Source organism: Erwinia sp., assembly GCF_049696395.1.
GTDB lineage: Bacteria > Pseudomonadota > Gammaproteobacteria > Enterobacterales > Enterobacteriaceae > Erwinia.
Window position 1 is genome coordinate 1 of record NZ_JBAVTT010000180.1, and the last position, 19,156, is coordinate 19,156.

The 19,156-nt window shown below is 51.8% G+C and carries 19 protein-coding genes; 9 read left to right on the top strand and 10 right to left on the bottom strand.

What is annotated here, in order from left to right:
- Nucleotides 1-154: 154 nt before the first annotated feature.
- On the bottom strand, nt 155-1,123 hold the full coding sequence (locus tag WCC56_RS20585; protein ID WP_424694172.1) for a GlxA family transcriptional regulator: 969 nt from the start codon (nt 1,121-1,123) through the stop codon (nt 155-157).
- Between the two features lie 113 nt (nt 1,124-1,236).
- On the opposite strand from WCC56_RS20585, the gene WCC56_RS20590 reads away from it, so the two are divergent.
- Complete coding sequence (locus tag WCC56_RS20590) at nt 1,237-1,878, top strand: HD domain-containing protein (RefSeq protein ID WP_424694173.1); 642 nt, start codon at nt 1,237-1,239, stop codon at nt 1,876-1,878.
- Nucleotides 1,879-1,902: 24 nt separating this feature from the next.
- On the opposite strand, the gene WCC56_RS20595 is transcribed toward WCC56_RS20590, so the two are convergent.
- Nucleotides 1,903-2,112 carry a DUF2767 family protein gene (locus tag WCC56_RS20595; RefSeq protein ID WP_424694174.1) on the bottom strand — a complete coding sequence of 70 codons (210 nt, stop codon included), beginning with the start codon at nt 2,110-2,112 and terminating at the stop codon, nt 1,903-1,905.
- 364 nt (nt 2,113-2,476) lie between these two features.
- Here WCC56_RS20595 and WCC56_RS20600 point away from each other — a divergent pair, with 364 nt between their 5' ends.
- Nucleotides 2,477-3,946 carry a catalase gene (locus tag WCC56_RS20600; RefSeq protein WP_424694175.1) on the top strand — a complete coding sequence of 490 codons (1,470 nt, stop codon included), beginning with the start codon at nt 2,477-2,479 and terminating at the stop codon, nt 3,944-3,946.
- Nucleotides 3,947-4,254: 308 nt separating this feature from the next.
- Nucleotides 4,255-5,148 (top strand): LysR family transcriptional regulator, encoded by an 894-nt coding sequence (locus tag WCC56_RS20605; protein ID WP_424694176.1) that lies wholly within the window; start codon nt 4,255-4,257, stop codon nt 5,146-5,148.
- Nucleotides 5,149-5,208: 60 nt separating this feature from the next.
- Here the strand turns inward: WCC56_RS20605 and WCC56_RS20610 are convergent, their stop codons facing one another.
- The 4 genes from WCC56_RS20610 to WCC56_RS20625 all read right to left on the bottom strand — a co-directional run bounded on the left by WCC56_RS20610 (nt 5,209) and on the right by WCC56_RS20625 (nt 8,489).
- A complete protein-coding gene (locus WCC56_RS20610; protein WP_424694177.1) occupies nt 5,209-5,868 on the bottom strand; it encodes a carboxymuconolactone decarboxylase family protein in 660 nt (219 codons plus the stop codon).
- Nucleotides 5,869-6,195: 327 nt separating this feature from the next.
- Nucleotides 6,196-7,194 carry a glycine betaine/L-proline ABC transporter substrate-binding protein ProX gene (gene proX / locus WCC56_RS20615; protein ID WP_424694178.1) on the bottom strand — a complete coding sequence of 333 codons (999 nt, stop codon included), beginning with the start codon at nt 7,192-7,194 and terminating at the stop codon, nt 6,196-6,198.
- A gap of 223 nt (nt 7,195-7,417) precedes the next feature.
- Nucleotides 7,418-7,780, bottom strand: coding sequence for a cupin domain-containing protein (locus tag WCC56_RS20620; protein ID WP_424694179.1), 363 nt, complete (start codon nt 7,778-7,780; stop codon nt 7,418-7,420).
- The gene (locus WCC56_RS20625) at nt 7,770-8,489 is read right to left on the bottom strand and encodes a 2-phosphosulfolactate phosphatase (protein ID WP_424694180.1); all 720 of its coding nucleotides are present in this window, start codon (nt 8,487-8,489) and stop codon (nt 7,770-7,772) included. The genes WCC56_RS20620 and WCC56_RS20625 overlap by 11 nt, the downstream gene beginning before the upstream one ends.
- Before the next feature lie 86 nt (nt 8,490-8,575).
- Here WCC56_RS20625 and WCC56_RS20630 point away from each other — a divergent pair, with 86 nt between their 5' ends.
- Nucleotides 8,576-9,100, top strand: coding sequence for an N-acetyltransferase family protein (locus tag WCC56_RS20630; RefSeq protein ID WP_424694181.1), 525 nt, complete (start codon nt 8,576-8,578; stop codon nt 9,098-9,100).
- Between the two features lie 3 nt (nt 9,101-9,103).
- Here WCC56_RS20630 and WCC56_RS20635 read toward each other — a convergent pair whose 3' ends face one another.
- The gene (locus tag WCC56_RS20635) at nt 9,104-10,357 is read right to left on the bottom strand and encodes an enolase C-terminal domain-like protein (protein ID WP_424694182.1); all 1,254 of its coding nucleotides are present in this window, start codon (nt 10,355-10,357) and stop codon (nt 9,104-9,106) included.
- An 84-nt stretch (nt 10,358-10,441) separates the two neighbouring features.
- Nucleotides 10,442-11,149 carry a FadR/GntR family transcriptional regulator gene (locus WCC56_RS20640; RefSeq protein WP_424694183.1) on the bottom strand — a complete coding sequence of 236 codons (708 nt, stop codon included), beginning with the start codon at nt 11,147-11,149 and terminating at the stop codon, nt 10,442-10,444.
- Nucleotides 11,150-11,511: 362 nt separating this feature from the next.
- Between WCC56_RS20640 and WCC56_RS20645 the strand changes: the two genes are divergently transcribed.
- From WCC56_RS20645 to idnD, 4 genes are all read left to right on the top strand, one after another.
- Nucleotides 11,512-12,279, top strand: a complete 768-nt coding sequence (locus WCC56_RS20645; protein WP_424694184.1) for an SDR family oxidoreductase — start codon at nt 11,512-11,514, stop codon at nt 12,277-12,279.
- An 88-nt stretch (nt 12,280-12,367) separates the two neighbouring features.
- Nucleotides 12,368-13,654 carry an MFS transporter gene (locus WCC56_RS20650; protein ID WP_424694185.1) on the top strand — a complete coding sequence of 429 codons (1,287 nt, stop codon included), beginning with the start codon at nt 12,368-12,370 and terminating at the stop codon, nt 13,652-13,654.
- A 23-nt stretch (nt 13,655-13,677) separates the two neighbouring features.
- Complete coding sequence (locus tag WCC56_RS20655) at nt 13,678-15,039, top strand: MFS transporter (protein WP_424694190.1); 1,362 nt, start codon at nt 13,678-13,680, stop codon at nt 15,037-15,039.
- 9 nt (nt 15,040-15,048) lie between these two features.
- The gene (gene idnD / locus WCC56_RS20660) at nt 15,049-16,092 is read left to right on the top strand and encodes an L-idonate 5-dehydrogenase (protein WP_424694186.1); all 1,044 of its coding nucleotides are present in this window, start codon (nt 15,049-15,051) and stop codon (nt 16,090-16,092) included.
- Between the two features lie 78 nt (nt 16,093-16,170).
- On the opposite strand, the gene WCC56_RS20665 is transcribed toward idnD, so the two are convergent.
- Together WCC56_RS20665 and WCC56_RS20670 are read right to left on the bottom strand one after the other, a co-directional pair.
- Nucleotides 16,171-17,154, bottom strand: coding sequence for an MDR family oxidoreductase (locus WCC56_RS20665; RefSeq protein ID WP_424694187.1), 984 nt, complete (start codon nt 17,152-17,154; stop codon nt 16,171-16,173).
- A 44-nt stretch (nt 17,155-17,198) separates the two neighbouring features.
- Entirely contained in the window at nt 17,199-17,831 is a 633-nt protein-coding gene (locus tag WCC56_RS20670) for a TetR/AcrR family transcriptional regulator (RefSeq protein WP_424694188.1), read from the bottom strand.
- 95 nt (nt 17,832-17,926) lie between these two features.
- Here WCC56_RS20670 and WCC56_RS20675 point away from each other — a divergent pair, with 95 nt between their 5' ends.
- Nucleotides 17,927-18,598: an SDR family oxidoreductase gene (locus WCC56_RS20675; RefSeq protein ID WP_424694189.1), complete on the top strand. Its 672-nt coding sequence runs from the start codon at nt 17,927-17,929 to the stop codon at nt 18,596-18,598.
- The last annotated feature ends 558 nt before the right edge of the window (nt 18,599-19,156 follow it).

Here is a 19,156-nt window from a genome sequence, read left to right on the forward strand (position 1 = left end):
AATGACAGAAATCCAATTTTTTTCATGACCGCCGTGCCTTGTGTTCAGAGTGAAAAGAATATGCATCCCGCAGAATGAAGCCGAATCCCCTGTGCTTGCAAGCTTTTGACTGTTTCAATCTTTTAGCGGGAAGCAGCTAGCGTTTACCTTCTGCTTATCCCTTACCAACCTTAGCAAACAACCGGCCATAGACACCTGGGGTGGTTCCTGTGACTCTGGCAAAGGTTCTGCGCATGACGTCAACGCTGGCGAATCCACATTGCCCGGCCAGGGTTTTGCTGGCGACACCCTGTTCGAGAAGCTGTTTAGCCTTCGCTACGCGTTCCCTCTCCAGCCATTGCGCCGGTGAAACGGCCAACTCCTGACGAAACAGCCTTGAGAGATGACGCTCGCTGACCTTCATATGCGCCGCCATCATGGCGACATTTTTCACCTCATCCAGATGGCTGGCGCTCCAGCGCAGCAGTTCCTGGAAGGCTGTACGACCGGAAAGAGTGACATTGTCACCTCGCATAAAGTGCGACTGGCTGACCGGGCGGCGGAAAAACATCACCAGATTACTGGCAATCTCCAGCGCCACTTCTCGCCCCAAATCCTCTTCTACCAGTCTTAAGGCCAGATCAAGACCTGATGTTACCCCCGCAGCCGTCCGGATTGGCCCATCGGCAACATACAACGCATCCGCATCCAGGGTTATCTGCGGAAAACGGCTGGCGAGTTCACTGGCACAAGCCCAGTGTGTGGTGATCTTTTTTCCCTTTAGTAGTCCGGTTTCCGCCAGCAGCAACGCCCCGCTGCACACTGAGCCATAACGCTGGCTGCGCAAACATAATGCAGTGATAGCTTCGATCTGTTGGGGTTCCACGACCAACTCCGAGATACCTGGCGCACCGGCAACTAAAAACGTTTGCGGGGTATACGTTGCTGACTCACTCAGCAGCCTGTCTGCAGCCAGACGCACGCCAGAAGAAGAGCGCAGCACGGCAGAAGCCAATGACATCACCACCGGTAAATACACCTGACGCTGCAGAATGCGATTTGCTTCAGCAAAAACATCCAGTGGGCCACAAACATCCAGCATCTGTACGCCAGGAACTGCCAGAATGGCGATGTCATTGCTCATTATTCCTCCGGTGTCCCGCTTAGCCCAAATGTCCCATATCGTCTTAATAAGACTATTTAAGTCTTTCATCATGCCCTGCATACTCACCAAACACAATCCCGAGGAGATAAGCAATGAATCAGGCAATCAAAGGCGTTCAGATTCCAGACAGTAAAATGGCCAAAGAAGTCACCGAGTTGGTGCGTGATACCGAATCCGAGCTGCTTTTCCACCACTCAAGCCGCGTCTATTACTGGGGGGCGCTGGCGGGCCAGCAGCGTAACCTGAAAGTGGACAGTGAACTGCTGTATGTGGGCTGTATGTTCCACGATATGGGTCTGACCCACGATCATTGTAGTTGTGACAAACGATTTGAAGTGGACGGAGCCAACGCGGCACGAGACTTCTTGCAGCGTCAGGGTATTGCGCAGGCTGATATAGATAAGGTCTGGACAGCGATTGCTCTGCACACAACGCCCGGCATCCCTGAATTTATGGCACCTGAAATCGCGCTGGTTACCGCAGGGGTAGAGATGGACGTGCTTGGCATGGGTTTTGACCGTTTCAGTGAAGCGGAAAGAGAGGCGGTAACCGCTTTACACCCTCGCCCTGCGGCGTTCAAAGAAGAAATTATTCAGGCCTTTTATGACGGGATTAAGCACAAGCCACAAACGACCTTTGGCAACGTGAAGGCCGATGTGATTAAAGACAAGGAAGCTGGCTTCAAACCGGGTAATTTCTGTAGCGTAATACGTCAGTCGCGCTGGAGAGGATGAGAAAAACTCCTCGGCCAGCAGAGGTCAGTCCGGCTTCACCAGACGGATAGCATGCTCTATTATTTTCTGCTCATCCCTGTCAGCATCTGATCGATCCTGTCTGGTCTTTAACAGCAGGGTCGACAGAACCTTACGATCGGTATCATAGCCACTTTCTGCCAGCACGATCACCGCATCGCCAATCACCCGGCAAACTTCATCATAATAGTCTTCACTCAGCACATCGCGTTTCATCGTTCGCTTCCCCACTGTTGATCTTCAGAACCTTACTGAATTAACCCTGGCAAATAATCTGAAGCAAAACAAGCTGCGACATACTTTGTAAACACTTAGCCAGCAAAGCGGCTGGTGTTGCCCTTTCTGGTGCATTGTTGATAAGTTCATTAACCGGCAGTACAGGCTGGACGATCCCGCTAAACGGAAAATACTGATTGATGCCATGGCAGCATCTTACCGCGAGGGTTTTGAAGGCCGTCCCTGATCTCACTTAGTGAACAATTTGCACCGGGAATGCCCTTAATCTGTCTGTGGATGTGCATTCCCGTTTATCTCTTCTATCTTTATCTGCAAGATGAAACGATAAGTCGGAGAGACAACAATGAGCAATGATCCTCGTAAGCCCACCACCACTGATGCTGGTATCCCGGTAGCCAGTGACGAATATTCATTATCCGTAGGGCCAGACGGTCCGGTCCTGTTGCACGATCACTATCTGATCGAACAGATGGCCAACTTCAACCGTGAACGTATTCCTGAACGCCAGCCTCATGCCAAAGGCAGCGGTGCATTTGGTCATTTCGAAGTGACCCATGATGTCAGCCAGTACACCAAAGCGGCGGTATTCCAGCAGGGAACTAAAACAGACGTGGTGATGCGATTCTCAACCGTTGCGGGTGAGCGTGGCAGCCCGGATACCTGGCGTGATCCCCGTGGTTTCTCGATCAAGTTCTATACCACCGAAGGCAACTACGACATGGTGGGCAACAACACGCCGGTGTTCTTTATCCGTGACCCGATGAAGTTCCAGCACTTTATCCGCTCACAGAAACGCCGTGCGGATAACAACCTGCGTGATAACGATATGCAGTGGGACTTCTGGTCGCTGTCCCCTGAGTCTGCGCACCAGGTCACCTATCTGATGGGTGACCGTGGCATCCCGAAAAACTGGCGCCATATGAACGGCTATTCCAGCCACACCTATATGTGGGTGAATGCGGCGGGCGAGAAGTTCTGGGTGAAATACCACTTCCACACCGATCAAGGTATTGAGAACCTGACTCAGGCAGAGGCCGATAAACTGGCGGGTGAAGATGGGGATTACCACACCCGCGATCTGTTCCAGTCCATTAAGAACGGTGAATTCCCAAGCTGGACGCTGCATATGCAGATCATGCCGTTTGCCGATGCAGAAACCTACCGCTTCAACCCCTTCGATCTGACCAAAGTCTGGCCGCACAGTGATTATCCGTTGATCCCGGTGGGCAAACTGACGCTTAACCGTAACCCGACAGATAACCATGCGCAGATTGAACAGGCCGCCTTTGAGCCAAATAACCTGGTTCCAGGCATTGGACTCAGCCCGGACAAAATGCTGATTGGCCGCGTGTTCTCCTATGCCGATGCGCACCGTGCGCGTTTAGGCGTGAACTACAAGCAGATCCCGGTGAATGCCCCGCACTCCCCGGTTAACAGTTACAGCAAAGACGGCGCAATGCGCATGAATCCGGTGTCAGATCCGGTGTATGCCCCTAACTCCAAAGGCGGCCCGGTAGCCGATGGCGATCGTTATCCTACCGATTCTACCTGGCCTGCCAGCGGCGAAATGGTGCGCGCACCTTACACGCTGCGCAAAGATGATGATGATTTCGGCCAGGCCAATACGCTGATCAATCAAGTGATGGATCAGGCCGCACGCGACCGTCTGGTAGGCAATGTCACCGGGCATTTGCTCAATGGCGTTGAAGAGCCGGTGCTATCGCGTGCATTTGAATACTGGCGCAACATCGACCAGACCATCGGCGATCGTATTGCCCAGCAGGTGACCGACGAGCGGGCTAAACGCAGCTAAGCCGCCTGATGTAACTGAATGGCCTTCCTTGTGAAGGCCATTTTTTTATCTTTTAGCAACCCAACCACCGGTCCAGGCCCACTCGATGGACGTTTTGGGCAGGGTAAAGCCTTATTCCCCAGACTTATCATCTGCACACACTAAACATATGATTTAAATTCATCAATTGACGCTTTTTTTTGCAAGGAAAAGCAAATTCACACGCTTCAAGCTGTACGAACGCACTTTATTAGTCATAATCAGGCTCAACTATTGAGCATGAAACATATATCGTCCAATCACATCACTTAGCATGAGACAACAAGCCAATGCTCAAGGAAAATTTTAACGACCTCTTTTACCTGCTGGTTGTCGCTCGTGAACGCAGTTTCACCCGTGCGGCGGCAAAGCTTGGGGTTTCTCAGTCCGCTCTTAGCCACGCCATTAAAGGACTGGAAGAGCGAATGGGCATTAGACTGTTAACCCGAACCACCCGCAGCGTTGCGCCTACCGACGCTGGCGATATGCTGATCAACAGCATTGGTCCTCGGTTTGCAGAAATCGAATCTGAACTGCTGATGCTGGCTGAGATGCGCGATGGCGTTGCCGGTAATATTCGCATCAACGCAGGAGAACACGCGCTGACCTCCACCGTCTGGCCTCTGTTGCGCCCTTTTATGGCGACCTATCCAGATGTAAAAGTGGAAATCACCGTCGACAATTCCCTTACTGATATCGTCAGCGGCCGCTTTGATGCCGGGATCCGGTTGGGTGAACAGGTGGCTAAAGATATGGTTGCGGTACGGATTGGCCCGGACTGGCGGATGGTGGTGGTGGGATCGCCTGGCTATTTTGCGCTGCATGGACATCCTCAGTCACCGTATGAGTTACAGAATCATAACTGCATCAATATGCGACTGCCGACTATGGGTGGATTGTATGCGTGGGAGTTTTCGCAGGGTGGCAGGGAGATTCGGGTTCGTGTCGAGGGTCAGCTGGTGTTAAATACGCTCAGCACCCGAGTGGAAGCAGCCTGCGATGGATTAGGGCTAGCCTTTGTTCCGGAAGACGCCGCCGAAGCCGCAGTGGCAGACGGCAAGCTGGAAAAAGTCCTGGAAGACTGGTGTGAGCCCTTCCCCGGCTATTACCTCTATTATCCCAGCAGAAAGCAGCACACTTCTGCATTTATCAAGCTGATTGAGGCTTTACGGTACACGCAATAATTGGGGTCGCCTGGAGTATTGAAAAGCAATACTCCGGCGACCCAAGGGCGTAGGTGCGGATTAACGCGGACGCTGCATCATCACGTTGTCCAGCAAGTCTAATGCCGCTTTCCCCGCTTCAGCATCAACATCCTGACTGAAGGTGATAAACAGACCTTTAATCTGCTGTTCGCTCAGGCCAACATTCAAGCCGCCATTAATATGGGAGCGTAATTGCCCTTCTACTCCGCCCAGCGCGGTTAGTGCCGCAATGGTGGCAATTTCCCGATCCTGGAAAGAGAGGTTATCCCGTGAAAAGATATCGGCAAATAAATGCTCCTGCAGGAACAGATTAATATCCGGCAAAAACTCCGCAAAGTTACCTGGCTTGGCTTCAACAACTTGCCCCGCAATACGGGTTTGATTGTCTTTGCCTGTTTGCAGCCGGTTGTAATCCGCAGGCAGTTGACCTGGCGCTGCGCCAGTCTGGTCTGTAATGCCTTTTTCCTGGCGATCCTTTATCACCTGCATAAAGTTATTCACCGCATTCAGGCTTCTTGGAAAGCCCGTGTAGGCATACATCTGCAATAGCACTTCTTTAATTTCATTAATGGTCAGTCCGGCATCCAGTCCTTTATTTAAGGCTGTTTCTAGCCGGTCCATCTCTCCTTTTGCCGTAAAGGCCGCTATGCCGATAATACTGGTCTGCTTCGACGATAAATTGAATTGTTCTGCGCTCATGTTCTGTGTTCCTTTGCAATAAAAAGCCATCGCCATCAGACCGATAAGGGGGATCAGCCACCATGCTGGCGAAAATGAGGTCAATTTGCGTTGAGGCTGATGCATTGTGTTTTCCACCCAAAATTCTGTTCAGGAATAACTTTAGCAGAGTGAGCCAGGCTGATTATGATTGATTAACGCAAGGCATTATGAGCGGAATTCAGTAATGGGTGGCGATATGAATGGCCTGTTGCTGCGGATCATCAATGGAGGGTGTTTGATGAAAAGAACTCAGGATCGCGTTTTCAACGCGATCCTGAGTATCGAACTTAATCAGGCTGTCTCGGCTTATTTTGCTGCAGCAGCGGCCTGTTTCACCCAGCCATCGAAGGTGGCCTGGTGTGAAGCAATCCAGCCGTCCACATGACGGTCGATATCTTCAGAGCTGCCCTGTCCTTCATGCATCCTCAGGTTCTGAGCATTCACGTCCGCCAGCGGCAACTTCATCACTGCAAACAGTTTCGCTGCAGCAGGATTGGCCTGCGCCCACTCTTTGTTGGCAACGATGTGCTCGTTGTTCACCGGGAAGCCGTAATTTTTCCCGTTAGGTAAGGTGGTATCCAACTCCTTCTGGCTGCCTGGGTTAGCAGAATGCGGTACCGTCAACCAGACGACGTCTTTTCCTGGCTTAAGTTCATCACTCACCCAGTATGGGGTCCAGGTATAATAAAGCACAGGTTTACCGGCTTTATAACGGGTCAGCGTATCCGCAATGATTGCTGAATAATTACCCTGATTCTGCACCACCGTATTTTTCAGACCATAAGCATCAATCTGGGTACTGATTACCGATCCACACACCCAGCCTGGATTACAGCCCGCAAGGTCAGCTTTTCCATCACCATCGGCATCAAACAGTTTCGCTATTTTAGGATCTTTCAGCTGTGAAATATCGTGAATATGGTATTTGTCAGCCGTTTTCTTGTCGATTAAATAGCCCTGTGCTGCACCGGTAATATAGGTGCCTTCACGGTAGAACTTTTTCTCGCCGCCCGCTGAGCTGTACATATCTTTTTGCAGCGGATCCCAGTTTACCGCCATAAAGGTGGCATCCCCGCTGGCAATAGCCGTGTAGGCTACGTTGTAATCCACTTCTTTGATTGGTTGAACGTCGTAGCCCAACTTCTGTAAGGCCCGGTTAACCAGTTCGGTCTGGAAGGTTTCTTCCGGCAGGCTGCTCTGTACTGGGTTAACCACTACACCTTTGCCTGGTAACGTTGCTGAGAACGCTGGAGAAGCACTGGCAAGGGTTGTAATGGCTAAGGTTAAAATTCCGCTGGTTCGCATGATGAGTCCTTATTATTTTTTACGTATTGACACTAAAAATAGAAGAAAAAATCACGCCACTCTCTTAAAATAAATCTATCCACTCTTGCAGTTCCGGGGTAAATATTCGCCGCGCTGAGAGACTGTTATTTAGGCTAATAACCGGTCAGGGAGTGCCGCAATATATTTAACGGCTTATACCCTACCACAGTGAAATTCTGAGGCAACCGGAAATGTCTGCTTATCAGCCCTGCGCTGGCAACTCACCATAATGAATTGCTAACCAGACAGTGGGAATATCTGCTGCTGTCCACTCGACCCGATGGCGGCAATTTGGCGGAATATTGACGAACTCACCTGGTAGTAATATCCGTATTTCAGACTCCTGTTCCAGCCTTAATCCAGCCGAGCCTTGCAGCACAATTACCCATTCTCCCTGCGGCTGGCAATACCAGAAATCAGGCGGGCTGGCTTGCCCGGTAGACACAATCCGTTCTACCCGAAGATGGGGCTCTGATAACAAGGTTTCGAAGGTTTCTTCCCCCCCTTTCAACGCCTGATCAGGAAGCTGACTGAAAAGATTGCTCAGTAACGGATTAACAGGCATAAAAATCCCCTTTTAGCTGACTGGCGTAGCTATCTGCATTGATATCAAGACAAAGTGCGACATCCTCTTCAAAGCCACGAGCGATTAATTCTCTTGCGGATGCACAGTGGTGTAACTCAGCTATCCCCTGTTGCCAGACTGCAACGGCAGCAGCCGCTTCAGGTGAAACGGATCTTCCTTCAGCCTGCAGTAAAGCAATGAGTCCTCCGGCTGCGGTCAGATCCTCGATAGCAGGTCTAAGCGTACCGTCAGGCCAGCGTTCACCACAGGCAATGACCAGGATCTTCTCAAATTGTTTGCATGCATCAACAGTTGCAGACAAATTACGCAGACAACCGCTAAAAACGGCAGCCCTCGATTCTCTCGCACGAAATGAAATAGTCGATCCATTTGGCGAAGGGAGAACCAATTTGGTCCCGGCGTTAATACTCAACAGAGAATGTGGAGAAAGTGAGAAGCCGTCTGCAACAAATCTTCTGTCTGCACTGGCAACTAATGCCTGCTGCTTTTGGCCATATTCAAGAGCTGGGTCATCTTTCCATGGCCATGGATAAATAGCTGCGCCACGGCTCACGGCAAGACTTACACAACTCGAAAAAGACATGACATCAACAACAATGATGCAGTCAGTCAAATCAGCCAGCTGTTCGACACCGGTCATTCCCCATTCCAGCCGAATTGCATACGCATTTTGCTTATACCATGTCATAAGTATTTCCTATGAATATCACCTCTGCCTCAGCAAACAGATTAGCGCTAAGATAGGCAACAGAGTAGCCAACTGACGAGAAAATAATGGAAATTGTTACGGCGCAAGCCGCTCATGTTGCAGGAATTCAGCAGATTTATGCCTGGCACGTCATTCATGGCCTGGCAACATTCGAAACGGAGCCCCCTTCAGCAGAAGAGATGCTGGAAAGGCTGACTAAAGTGCAGGACACCGGAGGATTCTGGCTGGTGGCAGTAGAGGGGCAGCAGGTTTTGGGGTATTGCTACCTGGCCCCTTATCGCCCTCGTTATGCTTATCGTTTCACGCTGGAGGATTCGATTTATCTCGATCCCGACTGTGCCGGCCGGGGTATGGGTCGCGCGTTGCTTGGAGAGGGTCTTCGTCAGGCTGAGGAAGCCGGTTTCCGCCAGGTGATGACCGTGATCGGCAACAGCGAGAACGCAGCCTCGCTTGCCCTGCACCGATCGCTTGGGTTTGAACTGACCGGCGTATTGAAATCGGTCGGCTTTAAACACGGCCGCTGGGTAGATACCGTGATGATGCAGTGCACACTTGGCGCAGGCGACACCACGGTACCTCAGGATCGCTAACCCTTATGGTCGGGCGGCGGTGCCGTCCGGCAGGCGTGCATTAGTCCAGTCAGGTAAGCCACCGGTAACCGGGAAGCGTTTGGCCTTCTCTTCATCAATATCCACGCCCAACCCTGGGCGATCGCTGAGGTAGGCATAGCCACGGTCGATTTCAGGGCAGCCTGGGAACACTTCCATTAGCGCGTCATTAACAGGCGTGTATTCCTGAATGCCAAAGTTGGTCACGCTCATATCCAGATGAAGGTTGGCAGCCACGCCTACCGGCGAGATATCTCCCGGACCATGCCAGGCCGTCCGCACGCCATGAATTTCAGCATAAGTTGCCAGTTTTTTCGCTGGCGTGATGCCGCCAATGGTGCTGACGTGGCAACGGATATAATCAATCAGCTGTTGTTGAATCAGGGGTTTCCACTCATTGACGTGGGTAAATAACTCGCCCATGGAGATCGGCGTGCTGCTCTGTGCCCGGATCATTTTTAGCCAATCAAGATTCTCCGGCGCCACCGGATCTTCCAGGAAGAACAGCTGGTAGGGTTCCAGGCTCTTAGCCAACTGCACTGAAGCCACTGGCGTAATGCGTTCGTGCACATCGTGGATAAATTCCACACCAAAGCCGAGTTTGTTACGCAGGTGGTCGAAGAGACGCGGCACCGCCCGGGCATAAGCATCAGGATCAAAGTAGATGCCTGGCGTCTGGCTTCGGGGTGAGACTTTCGGCTGAATATTGCGGGCTTTTGCCAGTTTACCGGCGATAAGCTTCAGGTCGTCCGTCCCTGCGCCACCGTACATGCCCATCTGACAACGGACATATTGATAACCCTCCTCCATTCTGGCGCGAATGTTATCCTCCACTTCAATTTCATCAGCGCCATCACAATGGCGATAAAGAGGAATACCATCGCGACAACGCCCCCCCAGCAATTGGTAAACGGGCAAACCAGCAACCTTCCCTTTAATGTCCCACAGCGCCATATCCACACCTGATAAGGCATTGTTCATCACCGGGCCACTGCGCCAGTAGCCACTCACCGCTGCAGATTGCCAGATATCTTCGTTGCGCAGCGGATCTTTGCCGATCAGAAACGGCTTCATGTAATTCTCAATTGCGGCTTCCACGGCAAAAATGCGCTGAGTAAAGGTGGCACAGCCAAGACCGTACAAACCGGGCTGATTGGTTTCCACTTTCACGACCACCAGGTCGATACCACCAGGCGCGGTCAGCAGCGTTTTGATATTGGTAATTTTCAACGTTTCCATAAGTCTCTCCGGATCACCGCAATGATGTATGATGTCCTACATGTTAGAGGTAAATAAAAACCTCATGACGAGGTTTTCTTAAGGTTATTGTTCGGTCAGTTTCACTTCTGTAATCGCATCGACGTTGTGCGCCATGGCACTGTTCAGCGTTTCACTGGCGGTGGCCGCATCGCGGTTCTTCAACGCCATAAACACTTTGATATGCGCTTCCACACTCTCCAGCGTGATCCCCAGTACCCTGTTCAACTCTTCAAGATAATGGATATAAATGTTCTTCAGCGACTCCATCACATGGATGAAGACCTTGTTATGAGAGGCTTTGACGATAGCCAGATGGAAATCATAGTCAGCCTGCGAGTATTTCTTATAGTCGTCTTTACTCACCAGCATCCGGTTCAGCGCTTGCTCCAGCAGCCTGATGTCCTCATCTGTCGCCTTCTCTACTGCAAGATCCATGCAGCGGAATTCAACGGTCTGACGAAACACTCGCATATCATCAAACTCTTCCTGAGAAAGATGCAGGATCGGCTGGTTATCACTGAAGGCTCCGTAGCGCGCAATCTCTCTGGTAACGTAGGTTCCCTTTCCCTGATGGGTAATCACTACGCCCAGGTCACGCAGCTTCTGCACGGCGCTGCGAACGCTGACCCGGCTGACATTGAAGGTCTGCGTCAGTTCAGATTCGGAAGGCAGCTTACAGCCTGGCTCCCAGACGCCGTCCTGGATATTCTTTTTCATCTGCTCGTAGATAACGTTGACCACGTTATGCTTTTGCACGCTTTCCAGTGTCACGCCTTTCCCCTGTTGCTGGTTGATGTCGCCATTCTATTCTGCTGGCTTACTGATACCAGCAAAACAGCACCACTGACCCTGGCAAACAGCTTGTCCTACAAGTTAGATTCTCTTTTTAGCACTGCTGTCAGCCCTATGGCAAGGATTAGTTTCACGCTATTTCAGACTGTGAACTGAATCACGCAATACCCTCACTTAACTGTTTTTACTCGCTATATTGACTATAACACCGTTCAGTACTACAGATTATTGTGATCGGGGCTACAAATTTTTAACCAGCAGATTGCTCAATTCCCCGGCGTCACGTAAATCTAAAAACACAACTTGTTAGTCATGTTACATGAAAGCATTCAGAGGTTATTATGTCTTCACTGTTCTCTCTCAGCGGCAAAACGGCGCTGATTACCGGTTCAACCCGCGGTCTGGGGTTGGCTTATGCTCAGGGGCTGGCTGCAGCCGGTGCTTCAGTCATTCTGAATGGTACGCAGGAAAGCCATATGCAGACTGCGCTGGCTACGATGGAGAAACAGGGAGCCAATGCAAGAGGCTTTCTGTTTAACGTGGCGGATGAAGCCGCAGTAGAAGCGGTTTTTAAACAACTGGACGAACAGGATATTCACGTTGATATCGTTATTAACAACGCCGGTATTCAGTTTCGTCAGCCGATGCTGGATTTGGCATTAAGTGACTGGCAACGGGTACTGGACGTTAATCTCACCAGCGCTTTCCTGATTGGCCGGACAGCGGCAAGACGCATGGTTGCCCGCAAAACCGGCGGCAAAATTATTAATATCGGTTCCCTGACCAGCGAAGCGGCTCGGGCTACGGTCGCGCCCTACACCGCTGCCAAAGGTGGAATCAAGCTGTTGACCAAATCGATGGCCGCAGAATGGGCACAGTACAACATTCAGAGCAACGCAATCGGTCCTGGCTACATCCTCACCGACATGAACCAGGCGCTGGTCGATAACGTTGAGTTTGATCAGTGGGTACGCAACAGCAATCCTTCCGGCCGTTGGGGTAAACCTGATGAATTGATTGGCACCGCCGTCTATCTGGCTTCTGAGGCCTCTAATTACGTTAATGGCCAGATCATTTATGTTGATGGTGGCTGGCTCGCCACGCTTTAACCGCTGCACGAGCACCAATAATAACCTTCCAGTCAGGCACTAAGACCTGACCTCGTGCCCTACTGTTCCAAACCGCAGAGGTATTACCATGAACCAAACTCTTGCAGGGAAATTACCAGCCAGCCGCTGGGGGAAACTGATCCCCATCGCCTTCATCACTTACAGCCTGGCTTATCTGGACCGCGCGAATTATGGCTTTGGCGCCGCCGCCGGGCTGGCAGAAGATCTAAACATTACTCCCGGCATCTCTTCCCTGCTGGGCGCGCTCTTTTTCCTGGGCTACTTCTTCTTTCAGGTGCCTGGGGGAATATATGCAGAAAAACACTCGGCAAAAAGACTGATTTTCTGGAGCCTGATACTTTGGGGAATATTGGCCGCCGCTACCGGAATGGTGCATAACATCGCCCTGCTGGCAGCCATTCGTTTCCTGCTGGGCGTGGCCGAAAGCGTGGTGATGCCTGCCATGCTAATCTTCCTCAGCCACTGGTTTACCCGCGCCGAGCGCTCTAAAGCCAACACCTTCTTATTCCTGGGCAATCCAATTACCGTGCTGTGGATGTCGATCCTCTCTGGTTATTTGGTTAACGCCTTTGGCTGGCGTGGCATGTTCATTATTGAAGGCGTACCAGCAATCCTCTGGGCCTTTATCTGGTGGGCTGTTTATGCGGACCGACCGCGTGATGCTAAGTGGCTGAGCGACACTGAAAAACTGTCCATTGAGCAAGCGCTGGCGGCTGAACAAGAAAACATCAAACCGGTCAAAAACTACCGGGAAGCCTTCCGCTCACCAAAAGTGCTGGCGCTGGCCTTTATCCACTTCTTCTGGAATATCGGCATGTACGGTTTCATCATGTGGCTGCCTTCCATGCTCAAATCGGCTTCTGGCCTGGGCATTGTGGCTACCGGCTGGCTTTCTGCCGCCCCGTATGTGCTTGCCATTCCGCTGATGCTGGCCGCGTCCTGGTTCTCCGATAAATTCCAGCAACGCAAATTGATTGTGGTGGTGTTCCTGGGTCTTGGCGCGATCTGCTTTATCGCCTCTTTCAGTATCGGTGCTTCGCACTTCTGGCTCTCCTGGGCACTGCTGGTGATCGCAGGCGGAGCGATGTACACCCCTTACGGTCCGTTCTTTGCCGCTATTCCGGAAATGATCCCACGCAACGTCGTGGCTGGAGCCATGTCCTTTGTGGTGTGCTTTGGCGCGCTGGGATCCTTTGTTGGGGCCTGGATTGTGGGCTATCTGAATGGCGTGACGGGCAGCCCGGACGCTTCATACGTCTTTATGGGCGGTTCACTGGTCTTTGCGGTACTACTGACGACTCTTACTCGTTTCAGCAGCCACGCGCCGGTCGCTAAAACAACCTCAGCTTACTGAACAACAGGGACGTGAAAATGCCAATGAAGCCAACCCGTTCACGCCTGAGCATTCTGCTGATGCTGTTTGTGGTCACGGCGATTAATTATATGGACCGCGCCAATCTCTCCGTGGCCGGTACCCATATCCAGGGACAATTTGAGCTTTCCCCGACGCAACTCGGGCTGCTTTTCTCCATGTTTACCTGGTTTTATGCCATGAGTCAGATCCCGGTTGGCTATATTCTCGACCGGGTGGGCTCGCGGATCCTTTACGGTAGCGCGATTGTTCTTTGGAGTGTCTTTACCTTTGCGATGGGCTTTGCTTCACATCATCTCTTTGCCACGGCTACGGCTTCCTTTGCGATGTTACTGTTCTGTAGAGCGTTAATTGGCATAGCTGAAGCGCCTTCTTTCCCTTCTAACACCAAAATTATTGCCAGCTGGTTCCCGGACCATGAACGTGCGCGCGCCACGGCTTTTTACTCCAGCGCGCAATACATCGGTCTGGCGCTGCTGACGCCGCTGCTGTCCTTTATCGTCGCCGAATATGGCTGGGAAGCGTCGTTTTACCTGTCAGGCGGCGTGGGCATTATTTTTGGTATTTACTGGCTGATTGCCTATCGCGATCCGCAGGACAGCAAAAAAGTGAATGAAGCTGAGCTGGCCTACATTCGTGAAGGGGGCGGTTACGGTTCCAGCAATCAGCAAGGCGTGAACGGCAAAGTGAACTGGGCCAGTGTGAAACATATTCTGCGCCAGCGCACGGTTTGGGGCCTGTTCATCGCGCAATTTGCGGCTTCCTCCACACTCTATTTTTTCCTGACGTGGTTTATTGTTTATCTGGAGAAAGGCTTGGGCTTATCGATAGCCAAAGCCGGGATTGGGGCGATGTTCCCTTACCTGATGGCCATGGCTGGCGTGCTTTGTGGGGGAACGCTTAGCGATATGCTGTTGAAGAGAGGCCGCAGCCGCACCTTTGCCCGTAAGCTGCCGGTGATGTCTGGCCTGCTGGTCACCACCTCGATAGCGCTGGTGAATTTCTTCCAGCACAGCCCAACCATCGCCATTGCAATTCTGTCGGTCGCCTTCTTTGCCAATGCGTTTTCCAACCTTGGCTGGGTGGTGTGTAGTGATGTGATCCCGCGCCATTTAATCGGCACCATCGGCGGGTTCCTCAATATCTTCGGCAACCTTTCCGGCATTATCAGCCCGATCGTGATTGGCGTGATCCTGCAACGCACGCAAAACTTCCAGTACGCCATGTGGTATATCGCTGCCGTGGCGCTGATCGGTTTTCTGGCCTACTTATTACTGGTGGGTAAAATTGAGGTAATTTCACTTCCCGAGGATCAAGGGCAAGAAAAAGAACCGCAGAAACCGTTCAAAAACCCGTCCAAAGCCTGAGGATTTGTTATGAAGCAGAAAGAGATTATTGCCAGCGTGGTCAGTGCCGCGTATGAAGTCAGCAACCAGCCACGGACTATTGAGTGCGGTGATGACCAGGTTCTGGTTCAGGTTGAGCGAGGCGGGATTTGTGGCTCAGATATCCACTATTTCCAGCATGGTCGCGCGGGCATGTCCGTGTTGAAAGAGCCAATGACCTTGGGGCATGAATTTGTTGGCCGCATTGCGGAAGCCCCGGCAGACAGCGGTCTGAAGGTTGGGCAACGCGTGGCGGTTAATCCTTCTAACCCCTGTAACGCCTGCGAATTTTGCCTCTCCGGCAAGCAGAACCTGTGCCGCACCATGAAGTTTATGGGCAGCGCGCAATTCTTCCCGCACGTTCAGGGAGGGTTTGCCAGCTTTGTCGCTGTCAGTCCGGCGCAATGTGTGCCCTATTCCGATCGGGCCGAGGCTAAAGTTATCGCCTTCGCTGAGCCGCTGGCCGTTGCGATACATGCGATTCATCAGGCGGGAGAGTTAGTCGGTAAAAAAGTGCTGGTCACCGGCTCAGGGCCGATTGGCTGCCTGGTGATTGCGGCGGCTTTGGCTGCTGGCGCTTCTGAAATTGTCGCCACGGATATGAGTGACCGTTGCCGTACGCTGGCGCTTGAGATGGGCGCGTCACAGGCTGTAGATCCTGCGGATAGTGAGATCACCAGCAAATGGCAGGAAAACAGCGGCTATTTTGACGTCTGTTTCGAGGCTTCAGGCGCACCGGCGGCTATCGCTTCAACTGTCGGTTTCACCCGTCCTAAAGGCCGGATTGTTCAGCTTGGAATGGGCGCCGCTACGGTAGAATTTCCGCTGGGGTTGATGCTGGTAAAAGAGATTGAACTGGCCGGATCGTTCCGCTTTATCAATGAGTTTGAAATAGCCGTGCGCTGGCTGGAGAGTGGCCGCATCAATCCTCTGCCCCTTCTTTCCGCCGTGTTCCCACAGCAGGACGTGGTAAAAGCCCTGGAGATGGCCAGCGATAAAAGCCAGGCAGCCAAAGTCCAACTGACCTTTGGCTGAAAGATCCTATCCTGTGATCTCTAACTGAACGTTACCGAGCGGCCGGGATTGCACGCAACAAGTGCGATTCCGGTCCGTTTAACGACAATCCACCACTACCCGGCCACGCACTTTACCCTCCAGCAGATCAACGGCTTTGGTCGCCGCTTCCTCTAACCGGCACACTTCGGCAAGGCCAGCCAGCTGCTCTTTTGAGAGTAATGTTGCCAGCCTTTCCCAGACAGCTGCGCGCCGTTCTGCCGGATAACGAACGCTATCAACCCCTTTCAACGTCACGGCCCGCAGGATAAACGGGGCAACGCTGGTGGAGAGATCCAGTCCCTGAGCCATTCCGCAGGCAGCAACCACCCCGCCGTAATGCAGGCTCGCACAGACATTACTCAACGTGTGGCTGCCCACCGTGTCCACGGCAGCGATCCATCTGGATTTCTGCAGCGGTTTGCCAGGCTGACTCAGCTCATTACGATTGATTACCGCAGAAGCCCCAAGCGATGTCAGCAACCAGTCATTCTCATGCGTTCTGCCGGTTGAGGCTTCAACGGTGAAGCCCAATGCAGAAAGCAGGCTGACCGCAAAGCTCCCTACCCCGCCCATAGCACCTGTCACCAACACCGGGCCTTGATCGGGCTTAACTCCACTGGCTTCCAGCGCCTCTACACAGAGCATCGCCGTAAAACCTGCGGTACCAATTGACATCGCATCTTGTGTGGTTAACGACGAAGGCAGCGGAACCAGGTGTTTGCTGGAGACTTTCGCTTTCTGCGCCAGTCCGCCCCAGCTGCTTTCGCCCACTCCCCAGCCGGTTAACAACACCTTATCGCCTGCTTTAAAATCCGCGCTTTCGCTTGCGCTAACGGTGCCGGCAAGGTCGATGCCAGGGACCATCGGGAAGGATTTAAGAATGGGGCCACGGCCGGTAATCGCCAGGGCATCTTTGTAGTTCAGGGAGGAGAATTCAACGTCGACAAGGACGTCACCGGCAGGAAAAGCAGACTCTTCAAGTTGTTCGATGCCAGCCTGATAACCAGCAGCATCCTTGCGGACCATAAGTGCTTTGAACATGACGACTCCTTTTTAGACCGATCGTCTATTTAAACCAGATAAGATTAGCAGGCCAGACCTGCCAGGAAGTGAGTGATAAATAATCTGAGCGGAGCCCCATTGGCCTGCAGGCGGGCTCGCATCACTGCGCCTTCCCAACCTGTCCAGAAAAACTCAGCCAGAAGCTGGCAGTCGCTTTGCGGCCTGATGGCCTGCTGCTGCTTTGCCTCTTCCAGGCAGATCTGCATCATTCGCTGCCAGTCACTGAAAATCCCGGAGAGCCGCGCACGGAAGGGATCGGAAAGCATACCCACTTCCTGCGCCAGATTGCCGACAATACAGCCGCGCTTAAAATCGTAGCGAGCCATGCTGAGACAGCAGCTTTCACCAAACGCCTGTATACGCTCCAGCGGCGGAAGCGCGTTGTCCATCAGGGTTTTACTCAGCTTGCTGGCAAAATAGCTGGCGTAGTAATCCAGAACGGCCAGGCCGAAAAGCTCTTTGCTGTCGAAGTAGTAATAAAAAGACCCTTTAGGCACGCCAGCCAGGCGCACTACACCCTCAATGCCGGTCGCACTGAAGGAATTTTCGGTGTACGCCGCCACACCGGCACGGATCAGCAGATCGCGGGTATTCTCCTGTCGGGCTTTGTCGAGCGGCGGTCTTCCGCGGCCACGTTTAGGGGGGATTGTTTGCATCCCTTTAATATCGACCGATCGTTTATTAAAATCAAGTGGCGCTGAGCTGCTACAGTTGGGGCATCAGTTTTTTTCTTCACTAAAAGGGAAAGGATATGGAAACCTCAAAACAGGCGCTGATTATCGGCGCATCACGCGGGATTGGATTGGGCCTTGCTAACACTCTTTCGCAACGCGGCTGGAAAGTGACGGCCACCACCAGAAGTCACGCTCCCCTGTCTGATTCAGGAATCTACTGGCTGACAGCAGACATCAACGAGCCGACGCAAAGACAAACGCTGAAGAATGCGATTGAAGATCAGACTTTCGATGTGATCTTCGTTAACGCAGGCGTTTTCGGGCCGGACGATCAGGATATTGAGCAGGCAAAGGATGACGAACTGGCAGCACTGTTCCTGACGAACGCCATTTCTCCTGTCCGCTGCGGCAGTGAATTATTGCCTCTGCTGTCTGCCTCAACCGGCATTCTGGCATTAATGACCTCGCAGCTGGCAAGCCTCAATGAAAACCCGTCGGCCACCTACCCGCTCTATTCCGCCAGTAAAATGGCGCTGAATATGTTGTCACGCCCTCTGGCAGAGAAACTGTCTGCCAGCCAGACACTGTTAAATGTGCATCCGGGTTGGGTACAAACGGATATGGGCGGAGAAAATGCTACGCTCACCGTAAAAGAAAGTACTAACGGCATTGTCGATCAGCTTGAGCTCTGGTCCGGCAAAGGCGGTCATCATTATATTGATTATGCCGGTAAGAAACTTAGCTGGTAGGGATTGGGCTTCGAGATTTCATTGAGAAGTTGATCAATAATTCGCTGTGGTTGTTATTAGTTTGTGATGTCGGGGTTTCATTAATTCGACATCGCAAACTAAAATCGCAAAATTTAACGCATATTATCTTACCGGGCCTGAATCGCTGACCTGAATCTGAACATACAAAAGTATGAACTTATTCACAACATGATGTCATAAAATCGTTGATAGTCTGTTCGGCGGAGCTGAATTTCTGTGGAAAGGAGAATAACTCCACAGAGCAAAGGAATCATTAACTGAGGGATTTAGTTATGTACCCTAGCGATGAAATTATCAGACAACTGCAAAACAATAAAATACTGGCGCTGCAAGTAGACAGAGTCGTAACCGGTGTGCGTGACGTGGTCTTAGAACAAGTAACGACAATAGGTGCTGGCGCAATCAAAAAAGACTGTCAGATGATGACCTGGTGAATGTAATGATCAAAATGGTTTGGTAAGCATGACTTCATTCATAAAAAAGTGGTTTTTTACAATGTTCTATTTTTATTGATCGGTTGGACTCCAACCATTTTAA